11 protein-coding genes are annotated in these 13,959 nt (G+C 74.7%); 1 reads left to right on the top strand and 10 read right to left on the bottom strand.

The annotated features are described in order from the left end of the window. The 3 genes from ABZV94_RS35505 to cobM form a co-directional block, all read right to left on the bottom strand. The coding region (locus tag ABZV94_RS35505; protein WP_356347995.1) for a cobalamin biosynthesis protein at nucleotides 1–995 on the bottom strand (995 nt) is incomplete at its 3' end. Further along, complete coding sequence (gene cbiE, locus ABZV94_RS35510; protein ID WP_356347998.1) at nucleotides 992–2,227, bottom strand: precorrin-6y C5,15-methyltransferase (decarboxylating) subunit CbiE; 1,236 nt, start codon at nucleotides 2,225–2,227, stop codon at nucleotides 992–994. The genes ABZV94_RS35505 and cbiE, both read right to left, overlap by 4 nt. Further along, nucleotides 2,224–3,042 carry a precorrin-4 C(11)-methyltransferase gene (cobM, locus tag ABZV94_RS35515; RefSeq protein ID WP_356348000.1) on the bottom strand — a complete coding sequence of 273 codons (819 nt, stop codon included), beginning with the start codon at nucleotides 3,040–3,042 and terminating at the stop codon, nucleotides 2,224–2,226. The genes cbiE and cobM overlap by 4 nt, the downstream gene beginning before the upstream one ends. 82 nt (nucleotides 3,043–3,124) lie before the next feature. Between cobM and ABZV94_RS35520 the strand changes: the two genes are divergently transcribed. Beyond that, nucleotides 3,125–3,853, top strand: a complete 729-nt coding sequence (locus ABZV94_RS35520; protein ID WP_356348003.1) for a ZIP family metal transporter — start codon at nucleotides 3,125–3,127, stop codon at nucleotides 3,851–3,853. A gap of 11 nt (nucleotides 3,854–3,864) precedes the next feature. Here ABZV94_RS35520 and cobI read toward each other — a convergent pair whose 3' ends face one another. The 7 genes from cobI to ABZV94_RS35555 all read right to left on the bottom strand — a co-directional run. Beyond that, nucleotides 3,865–4,596, bottom strand: coding sequence for a precorrin-2 C(20)-methyltransferase (gene cobI / locus ABZV94_RS35525; RefSeq protein WP_356348006.1), 732 nt, complete (start codon nucleotides 4,594–4,596; stop codon nucleotides 3,865–3,867). Next, nucleotides 4,593–5,966 (bottom strand): cobyrinate a,c-diamide synthase, encoded by a 1,374-nt coding sequence (locus tag ABZV94_RS35530; protein WP_356348008.1) that lies wholly within the window; start codon nucleotides 5,964–5,966, stop codon nucleotides 4,593–4,595. Before ABZV94_RS35530 ends, cobI begins: the two co-directional genes overlap by 4 nt. Beyond that, nucleotides 5,966–6,574, bottom strand: a complete 609-nt coding sequence (cobO, locus tag ABZV94_RS35535; RefSeq protein WP_356348010.1) for a cob(I)yrinic acid a,c-diamide adenosyltransferase — start codon at nucleotides 6,572–6,574, stop codon at nucleotides 5,966–5,968. The genes ABZV94_RS35530 and cobO overlap by 1 nt, the downstream gene beginning before the upstream one ends. Next, nucleotides 6,574–8,571 (bottom strand): putative cobaltochelatase, encoded by a 1,998-nt coding sequence (locus ABZV94_RS35540; protein ID WP_356348013.1) that lies wholly within the window; start codon nucleotides 8,569–8,571, stop codon nucleotides 6,574–6,576. Before ABZV94_RS35540 ends, cobO begins: the two co-directional genes overlap by 1 nt. Then, the gene (gene cobN / locus ABZV94_RS35545; RefSeq protein WP_356348015.1) at nucleotides 8,568–12,218 is read right to left on the bottom strand and encodes a cobaltochelatase subunit CobN; all 3,651 of its coding nucleotides are present in this window, start codon (nucleotides 12,216–12,218) and stop codon (nucleotides 8,568–8,570) included. Before cobN ends, ABZV94_RS35540 begins: the two co-directional genes overlap by 4 nt. Continuing rightward, nucleotides 12,215–13,723, bottom strand: coding sequence for a cobyric acid synthase (locus ABZV94_RS35550; RefSeq protein WP_356348017.1), 1,509 nt, complete (start codon nucleotides 13,721–13,723; stop codon nucleotides 12,215–12,217). The genes cobN and ABZV94_RS35550 overlap by 4 nt, the downstream gene beginning before the upstream one ends. Further along, nucleotides 13,720–13,959, bottom strand: a 240-nt coding sequence (locus ABZV94_RS35555; protein WP_356348020.1) for a cobalamin biosynthesis protein, incomplete at its 5' end; no start/stop codon positions are given. The genes ABZV94_RS35550 and ABZV94_RS35555, both read right to left, overlap by 4 nt.

Below are 13,959 nucleotides of genomic sequence, written 5' to 3' on the forward strand. Positions count from 1 at the left end.
GTGAGCAGGTCCCGGGCGCCCGGCCCCAGCCCGACCACCGCGAGCCGCCCGCGCCCCGGCCGCCGTACGACCGCACAGGTCGCCATCGCGGGCCGCGCGGCCGACTTCTTCTTCGGGACGAGGAGTTCACCACCCCGGACCAGGGCGGCGGCCTCCGCGACCGACGGGGTGCCCACGGCGGCGAGGGGCGCGTCCGACGGGTTGGGCACCTCGACCGCCGCCAGCTGTTCGGCCGAGTACGTCACCAGCGGCACCCCGAGCCGCTCGGCGGCGGCCACGATGCCCGGCTCCCCGGCCTTGGCGTCCACGGTGGCCAGTTCGGCGACCGACCGCGGCGAGAGCCCCGCCTCCCGCAGCGCCTCCTCGACCAGACCGAGGACCTCCTCGGCCGGCGCGCCCTTCGACGCGCCGACCCCGACCACCAGCGACGGCGGCCTGAGCAGCACCTCCCGCTCGCCCGCCGGGACGTCCCGGTCGGTCACCCGGATCGTGTACGACCCCCGGGGCGCGACCGGCAGCGGCGGCAGCGGCCACGCCACCTCGGCCTCCAGCGCGACCGGTTCGCCGTCCAGCAGCGCCCGCGAGACCGCGGCGACCGCCCCCTCGTACGGCAGGCCGAGCGTGTCCAGGCCCGGCAGCCCGACGGCGTCCGTCGCGGTCGTCACCACCGGCTCGGCGCCCAGCACCTCGCCCACCTCGCGGGCGAGCGCGTTGGCCCCGCCGCCGTGCCCGCCGAGCAGCGACACCGCGAACCGGCCGCCCTCGTCCACGCACACCACGCCGGGGTCGGCCGCCTTGCCGGCGAGCAGCGGCGCGAGCAGCCGTACCACCGCACCGGTCGCCAGGAAGCACACCAGCTGCTCGCACTCCGCGAACGCGGCCGGGACGGCCTGGGAGACGGGACCCTCGTAGACGCGCGTGCGCTCCGGCCAGGCCGCGGCCAGCCGGTCCCGCGCCGCCGCCCCCGCCGCGGTGGCGGAAATGAGGCCGATCACTGGACAACTCCTTCACTAGACGCCGGGGTTCTCATGCCCCACAGCAGAAACACGGGATTGGTGGCCGCGAGCCGGGTCACGTCCCCCGGCAGCGGCGCGAGACGCGAGGACTGCACCAGCACCCCGTCACAGGTGAACCCGGCCTCCGCCAGCGCCTGCCGCGCCGCCGGCACCCGGTCCAGCGCGGCCATGGCGACGACGACCGTCCGCCGGGCCCGCCGCGCGCACGCGGTCACCACGGCGGGCAGCTCCCGGCCGCCACCGCCGACGAACACCGCGTCGGGATCGCCGGACAGCCCGGCCAGGGCGCCGGGCGCCGAGCCGTGCACCACCTCCACGTCGACGCCGTGGGCGTCCGCGTTGGCACGGATGCGCGCCACCCCGTCCGGGCTCTTCTCGACGGCGACGACGGCGGCGCCGAGCCGCGCGCACTCCACCGCGACCGAACCCGATCCGGCGCCCACGTCCCACACCAGGTCGCCCAGGCGCGGCCCCAGCCGGGCCAGGGCCAGCGCCCGTACCTCGAACTTGGTGATCATCGAGTCGCGGTGCGTGAACGCGTCCTCCTCCAGGGCCCACCGGTCCGGCGCCCCGGGCACCCCGGCCACCGTCCGCACCGCGCCGAGCGACCGCGCCTCGTCCAGGCACAGCACCACGCTCACCGCCGTACCCCAGTCCCGGGCCGCCGCCTCGGCGGCCGTCACCCGCTCCACGCGCTCCCGCCGCGGATCGCCGAGCGCGCTCGCCACGACCAGCGTCCGGTCACCGGGGAGCGCGGCTGCCAGCTCCGCGGGACCGGCGCCCGGCCCGGTCAGCACGGCCACCTTCGGCCGCGCCCGGCACACGTTCACCGCCGTCCGCAGGTCCCGGCCGTGCGCGCTGACCACCACCGCGTCGTCCCAGGGCAGCCCGATCCGGGCGAAGGCGGTCGCCACGGAGGACACGCCCGGCCGCACGTCCAGCAGCCCGGCGCCGAACCGCTCGGCCAGCGCCCGCACGATCCCGAAGAACCCCGGGTCGCCGGACGCCAGCACGACCACCGGCAGCTCCTTGCCGACGTACCCGGCGATGGTCTCCAGCGCGGGCGCCAGCGGACCGAGCACCACCCGCTCCGCCCTCTGCGGCAGCCGTACGGCGTCCAGGTGCCGCCGCCCGCCGACGACCAGCGCGGCCCCGGCCAGGACGTCCGCGGGCACCGGCGCCCCGGTTCCCGTACCGACGACCGTGATCAACTCTTCGCCCTCTGCTCGCGCAGCACCCGCCGCGCCTCGGGGTCGGCCTTCCGGTAGCCGTGGAAGTGACCCGGGTGGTACAGGTGCGAACGCGTCCCGTGCGCGTCCAGCGCCGGACCGACCAGGAACAGCGTGTGCTTCCAGAGCCTGTGCTCCTTGACGGTCTCCTCCAGCGTGCCGATCGTGCACTTCACGACCAGCTCCTCCGGCCAGGTCGCCTGGTAGGCGATCACCACCGGGGTGTTCGTCGGGTAGCCGCCCTCCAGCAGCTCCCGCACCAGCTGCCCGCTGCGCGCCGCCGACAGGAAGATCGCCATGGTGGTGCCGTGGCGGGCGAACTCGCGCACCTCCTCGCCGGGCGGCATCGGCGTCTTGCCCCCGCCCAGCCTGGTCAGCACCACGGACTGCGCGACTTCGGGAATCGTCAGCTCGCGCTGGGCCAGCGCGGCCACGGCGGAGAAGGAGGACACGCCCGGGACGACCTCGGTCGCGATGCCGATCTCCCGGCAGCGGTCCAGCTGCTCCTGCGTACCGCCCCACAGGGCCGGGTCGCCGGAGTGGATACGGGCCACCTTCAGCCCCTCCTCGGACGCGCGCCGGTACACCGCGACGACGTCCTCCAGCGACATGGTCGCCGAGTCCAGGACCTCGGCGTCCTCGCGGGCGTGTTCGAGGACCTCCGCCTGGACCAGGCTCGCCGCCCAGATCACGACGTCGGCCTCGGCGATGGCCCGGGCGGCGCGGAACGTCAGCAGATCGGCGGCGCCGGGGCCGGCACCGACGAAGGTCACCTTGCCGGTGGGGGCATCGGCCATGGGAATCGGTCCTCTCCTACGAGTACTGCGGTTGTGGCTGTCGGACGTGCGGGAACGCGGGTCGATCCGATAGCAAGGGCCTATGGCGGTCTTCGTCGCGCTCGGCGCGTTCCTGATGACGCTGGCCGGCGGCTGGACGGCACAGCGCGTGACCGACCGCCGCCATCTGGTGCTGGGCCTGGCCGGCGGCCTGATGCTCGGCGTGGTCGGCCTGGACCTGCTGCCGGAGGCCCTCCGGGCGGCGGGCACCGAGGTCTACGGCGTTCCGGCCGCGCTCCTGCTGTTCCTGGCCGGCTTCCTCCTCGCCCATCTGGTGGAACGCCTGCTGGCGGCCCGCCGCGCCGCCCACGGCGGCGACGAACACCACCACAGGGCCCCGGAGGTGGGCCTGACGGCGGCCGCGGCGATGGTGGGGCACAGCCTGATGGACGGCGTGGCGATCGGCGCGTCCTTCCAGGTGGGCGGCGGCATGGGCACCGCGGTCGCGCTCGCCGTCATCGCCCACGACTTCGCCGACGGCTTCAACACCTTCACCCTCACCAGCCTGTACGGCAACGCCCGCCGCAAGGCCCTCGCCATGCTGTTCGCGGACGCCGTCGCACCGGTCGCCGGAGCCGCCGCGTCCGCGTTCCTGACCGTCCCGCCGGGTGTCCTCGGCGGCTATCTCGGCCTGTTCGCCGGCGCGCTGCTGTACCTCGCGGCGGCGGAGATCCTCCCCGAGGCCCACCACCAGCACCCCGCCCGGTCGACCCTGCTGTGCACGGTCGCGGGCGCGGCCTTCATCTGGCTGGTGGTGGGCGTCGCGGGGTGACCCGGGCCGTGTCACAGCTTCCCGCCCCGGCCGCCGTCCCGGCGCGGCGGCGCGATCAGCGTCGACAGGTACGGCAACGGCGTCCCGTCCAGCTCGCGGGCCGGGCGCACCGACTCCTCCGCCAGCCCCAGGGCCGAGCCCCACACGGCGTCCCCGAGCCGCCCGGTCTCCCGCAGCGCCTCCGCGACCTCTGCGGCCTGCCGCCCGAACTTGTACGCCACGACCGTCCCCGGCCCGGCCAGCGCCTCCTTCAGCACCGCCGACCCGGCCGTCACCGGCACGAGGGTCAGCGGCTCGGTGCCCTCGGTCAGCACGGCCCCGGACCGCGCCGCGAGATCCTGCATCGCGGTGATCCCGGGCACGGTCTCCACGGCCACCCCCGGCACCAGCTCGGCGATGGTCTGCGCGAGGTAGGTGAACGTCGAGTACACGTTCGGGTCCCCGATGGTGGCGAACGCGACCGACGCGTGCGCGTGAAGCAGCTCGGCGACCCGCTGCCCGGCCGCGTCCCAGGCCGCCTCGCGCCGGGCCCGGTCGGTCCGCTCGTTCAGCGCGAACACCACCCGGACGACCTTCTCCGCGGGCACGTAGTGCAGCACGGTCGCCTCGGCCCGCCCGCGCTCCCCGGTGTCCATGACCGGGACGACGACGACATCGGCGGCCCGCAGCGCGTTGACCCCCTTCACGGTCACCAGCTCGGGATCACCGGGACCGACCCCGACTCCGACCAGCCTGCTGCTCATGACGTCCGGCACCTCTCCACGAACCGACGGGCGACACCGGGCTCGGACGCCCAGTGCGTGTGCAGATAACTCGCGTGCACGCCCTGCTGCACGAAACCTTCGACCCGCCGGGCCGGGGCCCGTACGCCCCAGGCGGGAGCGGCACCGGCGCCGGGTTCGACGACGGTGCGGTGGAACTCGTGGCCGCGCATCCGGGTGCCGGCCGCCGCCAGCACACTGTCGCCGACGGCCACGGCGTCCCGGTAGCCCAGGGTCAGCCGTCCGGTCATCCGCGCGGTGGCGTCGAGCACGCCGCACATGGGCCGCCCGTCCAGCTCGCGGCACAGGTAGAGCAGTCCGGCGCATTCGGCGGCGACGGGGGCGCCGCAGGACGCGAGGTCGGCGACGGCCTTGCGCAGGGGCTCGTTGGCGGACAGCTCGGCGGCGTACACCTCGGGAAAGCCACCTCCGATGACCAACCCGGCGGTTCCCTCGGGCAGTCGCTCGTCGCGCAGCGGGTCGAAGGTGACGACCTCGGCACCGGCGGCGGCGAGCAGTTCGGTGTGCTCGGCGTAGGAGAAGGTGAAGGCGGGCCCGCCGGCGACGGCGACGACAGGCGCTCGCCTCCCGGCGGGCCGAGCCGGGTGCTGGGTGGGCGAGTCGGGGGTCCAGGGGGCGGGGCTCCCCGGGAGGGCACCGGCAGTCCGGGCGAGTGCCTCCAACGCGGCCAGGTCGCACCCCTGAGCCACCTGCGCGGCCATGGCCTGGACGGCGTCCACCGCCGCAGCCTGCCGCTCGGCGACCGGCACCAGCCCGAGGTGCCGGGAGGGCGTATCCACCTGCTCGACCCGCCGCAAGGCGCCCAGCACCGGCACCCCCGCCGAATCCAGCGCCTGACGGAGAAGTTCCTCGTGCCGGTCGGAGGCGACCTTGTTCAGGATCACACCCCCGACCCGCACCCCCGGGTCCCAGGACGCGAACCCGTGCACCAGCGCCGCCACCGACCGCGACTGCGAGGACGCGTCCACGACGAGCACCACCGGTGCCCGCAGCAGCTTGGCGATGTGCGCGGTGGACGCCAGTTCGCCTTCGCCTGCGGCCCCGTCGTACAGCCCCATCACACCCTCGACCACGGCGAGGTCGCACCCGCGCGCCCCGTGCAGGAACAGCGGAGCGATCAGCTCCGGCCCGCACAGGTACGCGTCCAGGTTGCGCCCCACCCGCCCGGTCGCGAGCGCGTGGTACCCGGGGTCGATGTAGTCCGGCCCGACCTTGTGCGGGGACACGGCGAGCCCCCGCGCGGCGAACGCGGCCATCAGCCCCGTGGCGACGGTGGTCTTGCCGCTGCCCGAGGAGGGCGCGGCGACGACCAGCCGAGGCACCGACGACATCACCACTCGATGCCCTTCTGGCCCTTCTGGCCCACGTCCATGGGGTGCTTGACCTTGGACATGTCGGTGACGAGGTCGGCGAAGTCCACCAGCTTCCGGGGCGCGTTCCGCCCGGTGATCACCACGTGCTGGGTGCCGGGCCGGCCGCGCAGCACGTCGACGACCTCGTCGGTGTCGACCCAGCCCCAGTGCATCGGGTACGCGAACTCGTCCAGCACGTACAGCCGGTACGTCTCGGCGGCCAGGTCCCGCTTGACCTGCTCCCAGCCCTCGCGGGCCTTCTCCTCGTTGGTCGAGTTGTCACCCTGGAGGTCCCGCTGGACCCACGACCAGCCCTCGCCCATCTTGTGCCAGTCGACGGTCCCGCCCTCGCCGGAGGCGCCGAGCACCTTGAGCGCGTTCTCCTCGCCGACCTTCCACTTCGCCGACTTGACGAACTGGAACACCCCGATGGGCCACCCCTGGTTCCAGGCCCGCAGCGCGAGCCCGAACGCGGCCGTGGACTTGCCCTTGCCGACGCCCGTGTGCACGACGACCAGCGGACGGTTCCGTCGCTGACGGGTCGTCAGTCCGTCGTCCGGTACGACACTCGGCTGTCCCTGCGGCATTACGCGGCCCTCCTCGAAGTCCCCTGCACGTCCTTGACCAGCCCGGCGATCGCGTCCGCCCGCAGCTCGTCCAGCGTGACGGCCGTGCCGCCCAGCTCCCCGGCGAGCTGCCCGGCCAGCCCGAGCCGCACCGGCCCCGCCTCGCAGTCCACGACCACCGAGGCCACACCGTCGGCCGCGAACAGCCGCGCCGCCCGGCCCGCGAGGGCCACGGGCTCCGGGCCACCGGTCGCCCGGCCGTCGGTCACCACGACCACCAGCGCCCGGCGCGCCGGGTCCCGCAGCCGCTCCACCCGCAGCACCTCGTGCGCCTTCAGCAGACCGGCCGCCAGCGGTGTACGCCCGCCGGTCGGCAGCGACTCCAGCCGCGCGGCGGCGGCGTCCACCGACGAGGTCGGCGGGAGCGCGACCTCGGCCGCCGCCCCCCGGAAGGTCACGAGCCCCACCTTGTCCCGCCGCTGGTAGGCGTCCAGCAGCAGCGACAACACGGCACCCTTCACCGCGCTCATCCGCTGCCGCGCCGCCATCGACCCGGAGGCGTCCACGGCGAACAGCACGAGATTGCCCTCGCGCCCCTCGCGGGCCGCCTGCCGCAGATCGTCCCGGCGGATCACCAGACCCGGCCCCGACCGGCCCCGCGCCCGCTGGTGGGGGGCCGCCGCCTGCACGGTCGCCGCCAGGTGCAGCTTGGTCAGCGCCCCCTGCGGGCGGCGCGCGCCGGTGGTACGCCCATGCTCGGTACGCGCCCGCGACCGCCGCCCGGCGGCACCCTCGCCGATCCCGGGGACGGTCAGCGCCTTGGCACGGAAGGGTTCGGCGGCCCGTACGGCCGACTGCTCCTGCCCGCCGGACGCCTGCGGCTGACCGCCCTCACCGGCCTCGGGCCGCGCGCCGCTGCCGCCGTCGTCCCGCGGGCCGCTGTCGGGCGCGGGCTGCCCGCCGCCGCCACCGGGGCCGTCGGGGTCCGGATCGTCGTCGGGGGACTCCCCGGAGAACTCCTCCAAGGTCTGGTCCAGCTTGTCCTCGTCCAGCCCCGGCGCGTCGAACGGGTTGCGGCGGCGCCGGTGCGGCAGCGCCAGCAGCGCGGCCTGCCGTACGTCCTCCGCGAGCACATCGGTCCGCCCGGCCCACGCGGCCAGCGCGGTCGCCGTACGGGCCATCACGATGTCGGCCCGCATGCCGTCCACCTCGAAGGCCGCGCAGGTCGCCGCGATCTGCCGCAGCGCCCCGTCGCCCAGCCGCACCTGCGGCAACAACGCGCGCGCCGCCGCGATTCGCTGCCGTACGGCGGCCTCCTCGCCGGCCCAGCGCGCGGCGAAGGCGACCGGGTCGGCGTCGTAGGCCAGACGCCGCTTGACGACCTCCACCCGCTGGTCGGGCTCGCGGGACGCGGCCACCTCCACGGTCAGCCCGAACCGGTCCAGCAACTGCGGGCGCAGCTCGCCCTCTTCGGGGTTCATGGTGCCGACGAGCAGGAACCGGGCCGCGTGCCGCACGGACACGCCCTCGCGCTCCACGTACGAGGCACCCATCGCCGCCGCGTCCAGCAGCAGGTCGACCAGGTGGTCGTGGAGCAGGTTCACCTCGTCGACGTAGAGGATGCCGCGGTGCGCGTCGGCCAGCAGGCCCGGCTCGAAGGCCTTCACGCCCTCGGCCAGCGCCCGCTCGATGTCCAGCGCGCCGACGAGACGGTCCTCGGAGGCGCCCACGGGCAGTTCGACCATGCGGGCCGGCCGCTGCGTCCCGGGCCCCGGCTCGTGCGGCCCGTCCGGGCACGCCGGGTCGGGGGCCGCCGGATCGCAGGAGAAACGGCAGCCGGGGACGACGTCGACCTCCGGCAGCAGCGCCGACAGGGCGCGCACGGCCGTCGACTTCGCGGTGCCCTTCTCGCCGCGCACCAGCACACCGCCGACCGCCGGCGACACGGCGTTCAGCAGCAGCGCGAGCCGCAGGTCGTCCTGGCCGACGACGGCCGTAAAGGGGAACGGGGTGGTCACTGGTCGCCCTCCAAGTCGCCTTCCAGCTCCAGATAGGTGGCGCGCAGCCGCTCCAGCGTGTCCGCGTCCGGCTCCGCCCACAGGCCGCGGTCCGCCGCCTCCAGCAGCCGCTCGGTGATCCCGCGCAGCGCCCACGGGTTGGACTGCTTCATGAAGTCCCGGTTCTCCGGGTCGAAGACGTACTCGGCGCTGAGCTTCTCGTACATCCAGTCGTCGACCACGCCCGCCGTCGCGTCGTAGCCGAAGAGGTAGTCCACGGTCGCGGCCATCTCGAAGGCGCCCTTGTAGCCGTGCCGGCGCATGGCCGCCATCCAGCGCGGGTTGACCACCCGCGCGCGGAACACCCGGTGCGTCTCCTCGCCCAGCGTGCGGGTCCGCACCTGGTCCGGTACGGCCGAATCACCCACGTACGCCTCGGGGTTGGCGCCCGTCAGGTGCCGGACCATGGCGACCATGCCGCCGTGGTACTGGAAGTAGTCGTCGGCGTCGACCAGGTCGTGCTCACGGGTGTCGACGTTCTTCGCGGCGACCGCGATCCGCCGGAACGCGGTCTCCATGTCCCCGCGCGCCGCCCGCCCGTCGAGCCCGCGCCCGTAGGCGTAGCCGCCCCAGACGGCGTACACCTCGGCGAGGTCGGCGTCGCTGCGCCAGTTCCGGGCGTCGATCAGCGGCAGCAGACCGGCGCCGTACGCTCCGGGCTTCGAGCCGAAGATGCGGGCCGTGGCCCGGCGCCGGTCGCCGTGCCCGACCGCGTCCTCCTCCACGTGCGCCCGCACGTAGTTGGACTCGGCCGGCTCCGCCAGCTCCGCCACCGCCCGCACCGCGTCGTCGATCAGCCCGACCACGTGCGGGAACGCGTCCCGGAAGAACCCGGAGATGCGGACGGTGACGTCGATGCGCGGGCGCCCCAGCTCCGCGAGCGGGATCACCTCGAAGCCCGTCACCCGGCGCGAGGCGTCGTCCCACACCGGGCGGCAGCCCAGCAGCGCCAGGATCTCGGCGATGTCGTCGCCCTGGGTGCGCATCGCGGAGGTGCCCCACACCGTGAGACCCACCGACTTCGGGTACTCCCCGGTGTCGCTCAGGTACCGCTGCACCAGCGAGTCCGCCAGCGACTGGCCGACCTCCCAGCTCAGCCGGGACGGGATCGCCTTGGGGTCGACCGAGTAGAAGTTGCGGCCCGTCGGCAGGACGTTGACCAGACCACGGGTCGGGGAGCCCGACGGGCCCGCCGGGACGTAACCGCCGTCCAGGGCCCGCAGGATGTGCCCGATCTCGTCGGTGGTCCGCGCCAGCCGGGGGACGACCTCGTCGCACGCGAACTCCAGGACGGCGAGCGCGTCCGGGAGTTCGGCGCCGAGCACGCCCCGCAGGACGGCGGGGACGACCGTACGGTCCCACGCCCGCGCCTCCATGCCCTCAGCGATCCGCCGGCACAGCTGCTCCAGCAGGTCGATCGTGTCGGCCGCCGTCCGGGACGGGCCGTCGACCAGGTCCGTCAGCTCCACCGGCACCTTCACCGGGGCGCCCGGCTCGGCCAGCAGCTCCTTCTCGACCAGGCCGAAGTGCGCGGCCAGCGCGGCGCGCAGACCGGGCAGCGCGTTCGCCTGGCCGCCCCACACCTGGGAGGCGCGCAGCACGGCGAGCACGAGGTTCACGCGCGGCTCGCCGACCGGGCCGCCGCCGAGGATGTGCAGGCCGTCGCGGATCTGCACGTCCTTGATCTCGCACAGATAGCCGTCGATGTGCATGACGAACTCGTCGAACGCCTCGTCGTCCGGCTGCTCGTCCACGTGCAGGTCGTGGTGCAGCTCCGCCGCCTTGACCAGCGTCCAGATCTGGGCGCGGACGGCCGGGGCCTTCGCCGGGTCCAGGTCCGAGACGAGCGCGTACTCGTCCAGCAGCTGCTCCAGCTTGGCCAGGTCGCCGTAGGTGTCCGCGCGGGCCATCGGCGGCACCAGGTGGTCGACCACCGTGGCGTGCCCGCGCCGCTTGGCCTGCGTGCCCTCGCCGGGGTCGTTGACGATGAAGGGGTAGATGAGCGGCAGGTCGCCGAGGACGGCGTCCGGAGCACAGCCCCGGGACAGCCCGAGTCCCTTGCCCGGCAGCCACTCCATCGTGCCGTGCTTGCCCATGTGCACGATCGCGTCCGCGCCGAACGAGTTCTCGAGCCACCGGTACGCCGCCATGTAGTGGTGCGACGGCGGCATGTCGGGGTCGTGGTAGATCGCGATCGGGTTCTCGCCGAAGCCGCGCGGCGGCTGGATCATGACCACGACGTTGCCGAACCGCAGAGAGGCGAGCACGATGTCGTCGCCGTCGACGTAGAGGCCGCCCGGCGGCTCGCCCCACGCCTCGGTCATCGCGTCCCGCAGCCCGGGGTCCAGCTTCTCGAACCACGCCCGGTAGTCCGCCAGCGGCACCCGCGCGGGCGCGGCGGCCAGCTGCTCCTCCGTCAGCCACTCCACGTCGTGCCCGCCGGCCTCGATGAGCCGGTGGATCAGCTCGTCGCCGCCGGAGGGGTACTCCGTGACCCCGTACCCGGCGTCCCGCAGCGCGTCCAGCACCCGGACCGCCGACGCGGGCGTGTCCAGGCCGACCGCGTTACCGACCCGGGAGTGCTTGGTCGGGTACGCGGTGAAGACCAGCGCGATCCTCTTCTCCGCGTTCGGCTTGTGCTTCAGCCGGGCGTGCCCGAGGGCGATCCCGGCCACGCGGGCGGCCCGCTCGGGGTCGGCGACGTACACCGGCACCTCGTCGGGGCCCTGCTCCTTGAAGGAGAACGGCACCGTGATCAGCCGGCCGTCGAACTCCGGGATCGCGACCTGCATCGCCGCGTCCATGGGGGACAGGGCCGCGTCGGACTCCTCCCACGCGGCCCGCGAGGAGGTCAGGCACAGCCCTTGCAGCACGGGGACGTCCAGGTCGGCGAGCGCGCCGATGTCCCAGGACTCCTCGTCCCCGCCCGCCGACGCCTGGGAGGCGTGCGTACCGCCCGCCGCGAGCACGGTCGCCACGAGCGCGTCGGCCCGCCCCAGCAGCTCGTACAGGGCCGGGTCCGCGCCGCGCAGCGAACCGCAGAACACCGGAAGGGCGTTGCCGCCGCGCGCCTCGATCGCCTCGCACAGGGTGTCCACGAAGGCGGTGTTGCCGCTCAGCTCGTGCGCCCGGTAGAAGAGCACGCCCACGGTCGGCCGGCCGTCCCTGACCTCGTAGCCGCCGTGCACGCCGAACTCCGGCATCCGGCGCGGCTCCTCGAAGCCCTCACCGGTCAGCAGCACGGTGTCCGACAGGAACCGGGACAGCTCCAGCAGGTTCGCGGGACCGCCCTCGACCAGGTACTTCAGCGCCTCCGCGACCACACCGGCCGGCACGGACGACTCCGCCATCAGCTCGGCGTCCGGCACGGCCTCGCCGCCCAGCAGCACGGTCGGGATGCCGGACGCCTTCAGCGCGGCCAGCCCGTCCTCCCAGGCCCGCTTGCCGCCCAGCAGCCGTACGACGGCGAGGTCCGCGCCCTCGATCAGGCCCGGCAGCTCCCCGGCGACGTCGACGCGGGTGGGGTTGCCGATGCGGTAGCCGGCGCCGGACGCCCGGGCGGCCAGCAGATCCGTGTCGGCGGTCGACAACAACAACACTGTGCTCATGCGGGCGCTCCCGGTGGAATGAAAGGCAGTCCTTGCGGCGCGCCCGACTCGATGAGCCGCCACAGCGCGTCCGTGTCCGCGTGCTGTTCGATCAGGTCGCCGAGCCGGTCCAGCTGCTCCTCGCGCAGCGCGGCGAAGGAGGTGTCCGGCGCGGGCACGAAGCGGCGGCCCGCGGCGGCGGCCACCTCGCGCAGGAAGGCCCGCCGGAAGCCGTCCGACTCCAGCGAGCCGTGCCAGTGGGTGCCCCAGGTCTGGCCGACCCGGCAGCCGTCCAGGAAGGGTTCGCCGCCCTCGACGGTGGCCACCCCGTGGTGGATCTCGTAGCCGTCGACCCGCTCGCCGAGGGCTTCCCCGCTGGGCCGGGTGAGGGTCTTCTCGCGGGCGAACCGCACCCGGACGGGCAGGACGCCGAGGCCCGGGACGGCTCCGGCGCGGGACTCGACCTCGTCCTCGATGTGCTCGCCGAGGATCTGGAAGCCGCCGCAGACGCCCAGGACGGGGCGCCCCTCGGCGGCCCGGCGGACGAGCGCGTCCGCGAGCCCGCGCTCCCGCAGCCACTCCAGGGCCCGTACGGTCCCGCGCGTGCCCGGGACGACGACGAGATCGGCGTCCGCGAGCTCCTCCGGACGGTCCACGAACCGCACGACCACGCCCGGTTCGGCGGCCAGCGCGTCCACGTCGGTGAAGTTGGACATCAGCGGGATCGCGCACACGGCGACCCGCAGCACGTCCTCGCCGACCGGGGGAGTGACGGCGGACTCCCGTACGGTGCCCCGCAGCGACACCCTCAGCCCATCCTCCTCGTCGATGCCGAGCCCGTGCCGGAAGGGCAGCACCCCGTAGGTCCGCCGCCCGGTCAGGTCCCGGAGCATGTCCAACCCCGGCTCCAGCAGGCTCACATCGCCCCGGAACTTGTTCACCAGGAACCCGGCGACCAGCTCCTGGTCCTCCGGCGAGAGCAGGGCCACCGTGCCGAAGAAGGACGCGAAGACACCCCCGCGGTCGATGTCGCCCACGACGAGCACGGGCAGCCGCGCGTTCCGCGCGATCCCCATGTTGACGATGTCGGTCCGCCGCAGGTTGATCTCGGCCGGGCTCCCCGCCCCCTCACAGATCACCGCGTCATACGTGCCCCGCAGTTCGGCCAGGCAGTCCAGCACCGTGCCCAGCAGCCGCTGCTGCCGCCCGCCGTGGTACCCGCGCGCGCTCAACTCGCCCACCGGCCTGCCCAGCAGCACCACCTGGCTGCTCTGCTCGCCACCGGGTTTGAGCAGCACCGGGTTCATCAGCGCGGTCGGCTCGACGCGGCACGCCTGGGCCTGCATGGCCTGCGCCCGGCCGATCTCCGCGCCCTCGCGCGTGACGAACGAGTTCAGCGACATGTTCTGCGCCTTGAACGGCGCGACCTTCACGCCCTGGCGGACCAGCCAGCGGCAGATACCGGCCGTCACGACGCTCTTGCCCGCGTCGGAGGTGGTGCCGGCGACGAGGAGACCACCGTTCACTTCCCACGTCCTTTCAGGAGGGTGCGCGCGGCGAGCGTGGCGCCGAGCGCGAGCAGACCGACGCGGCGGGAGAGCCGTACGGCCCGGTCGATGTCGGTGACGCGGACCGGCCGTCCGGAGGCGCCGTTGAGCACCGGGCGGTGTTCGACCCGGCCGCCGTAGGAGAGCGCCCCGCCCAGGCGCACGCCGAGGGCGCCCGCGAAGGAGGCCTCCACGGGCCCGGCGTTGGGGCTCGG

It is taken from the genome of Streptomyces sp. NPDC004658, from assembly GCF_040609555.1.
Classification (GTDB): Bacteria; Actinomycetota; Actinomycetes; order Streptomycetales; family Streptomycetaceae; genus Streptomyces.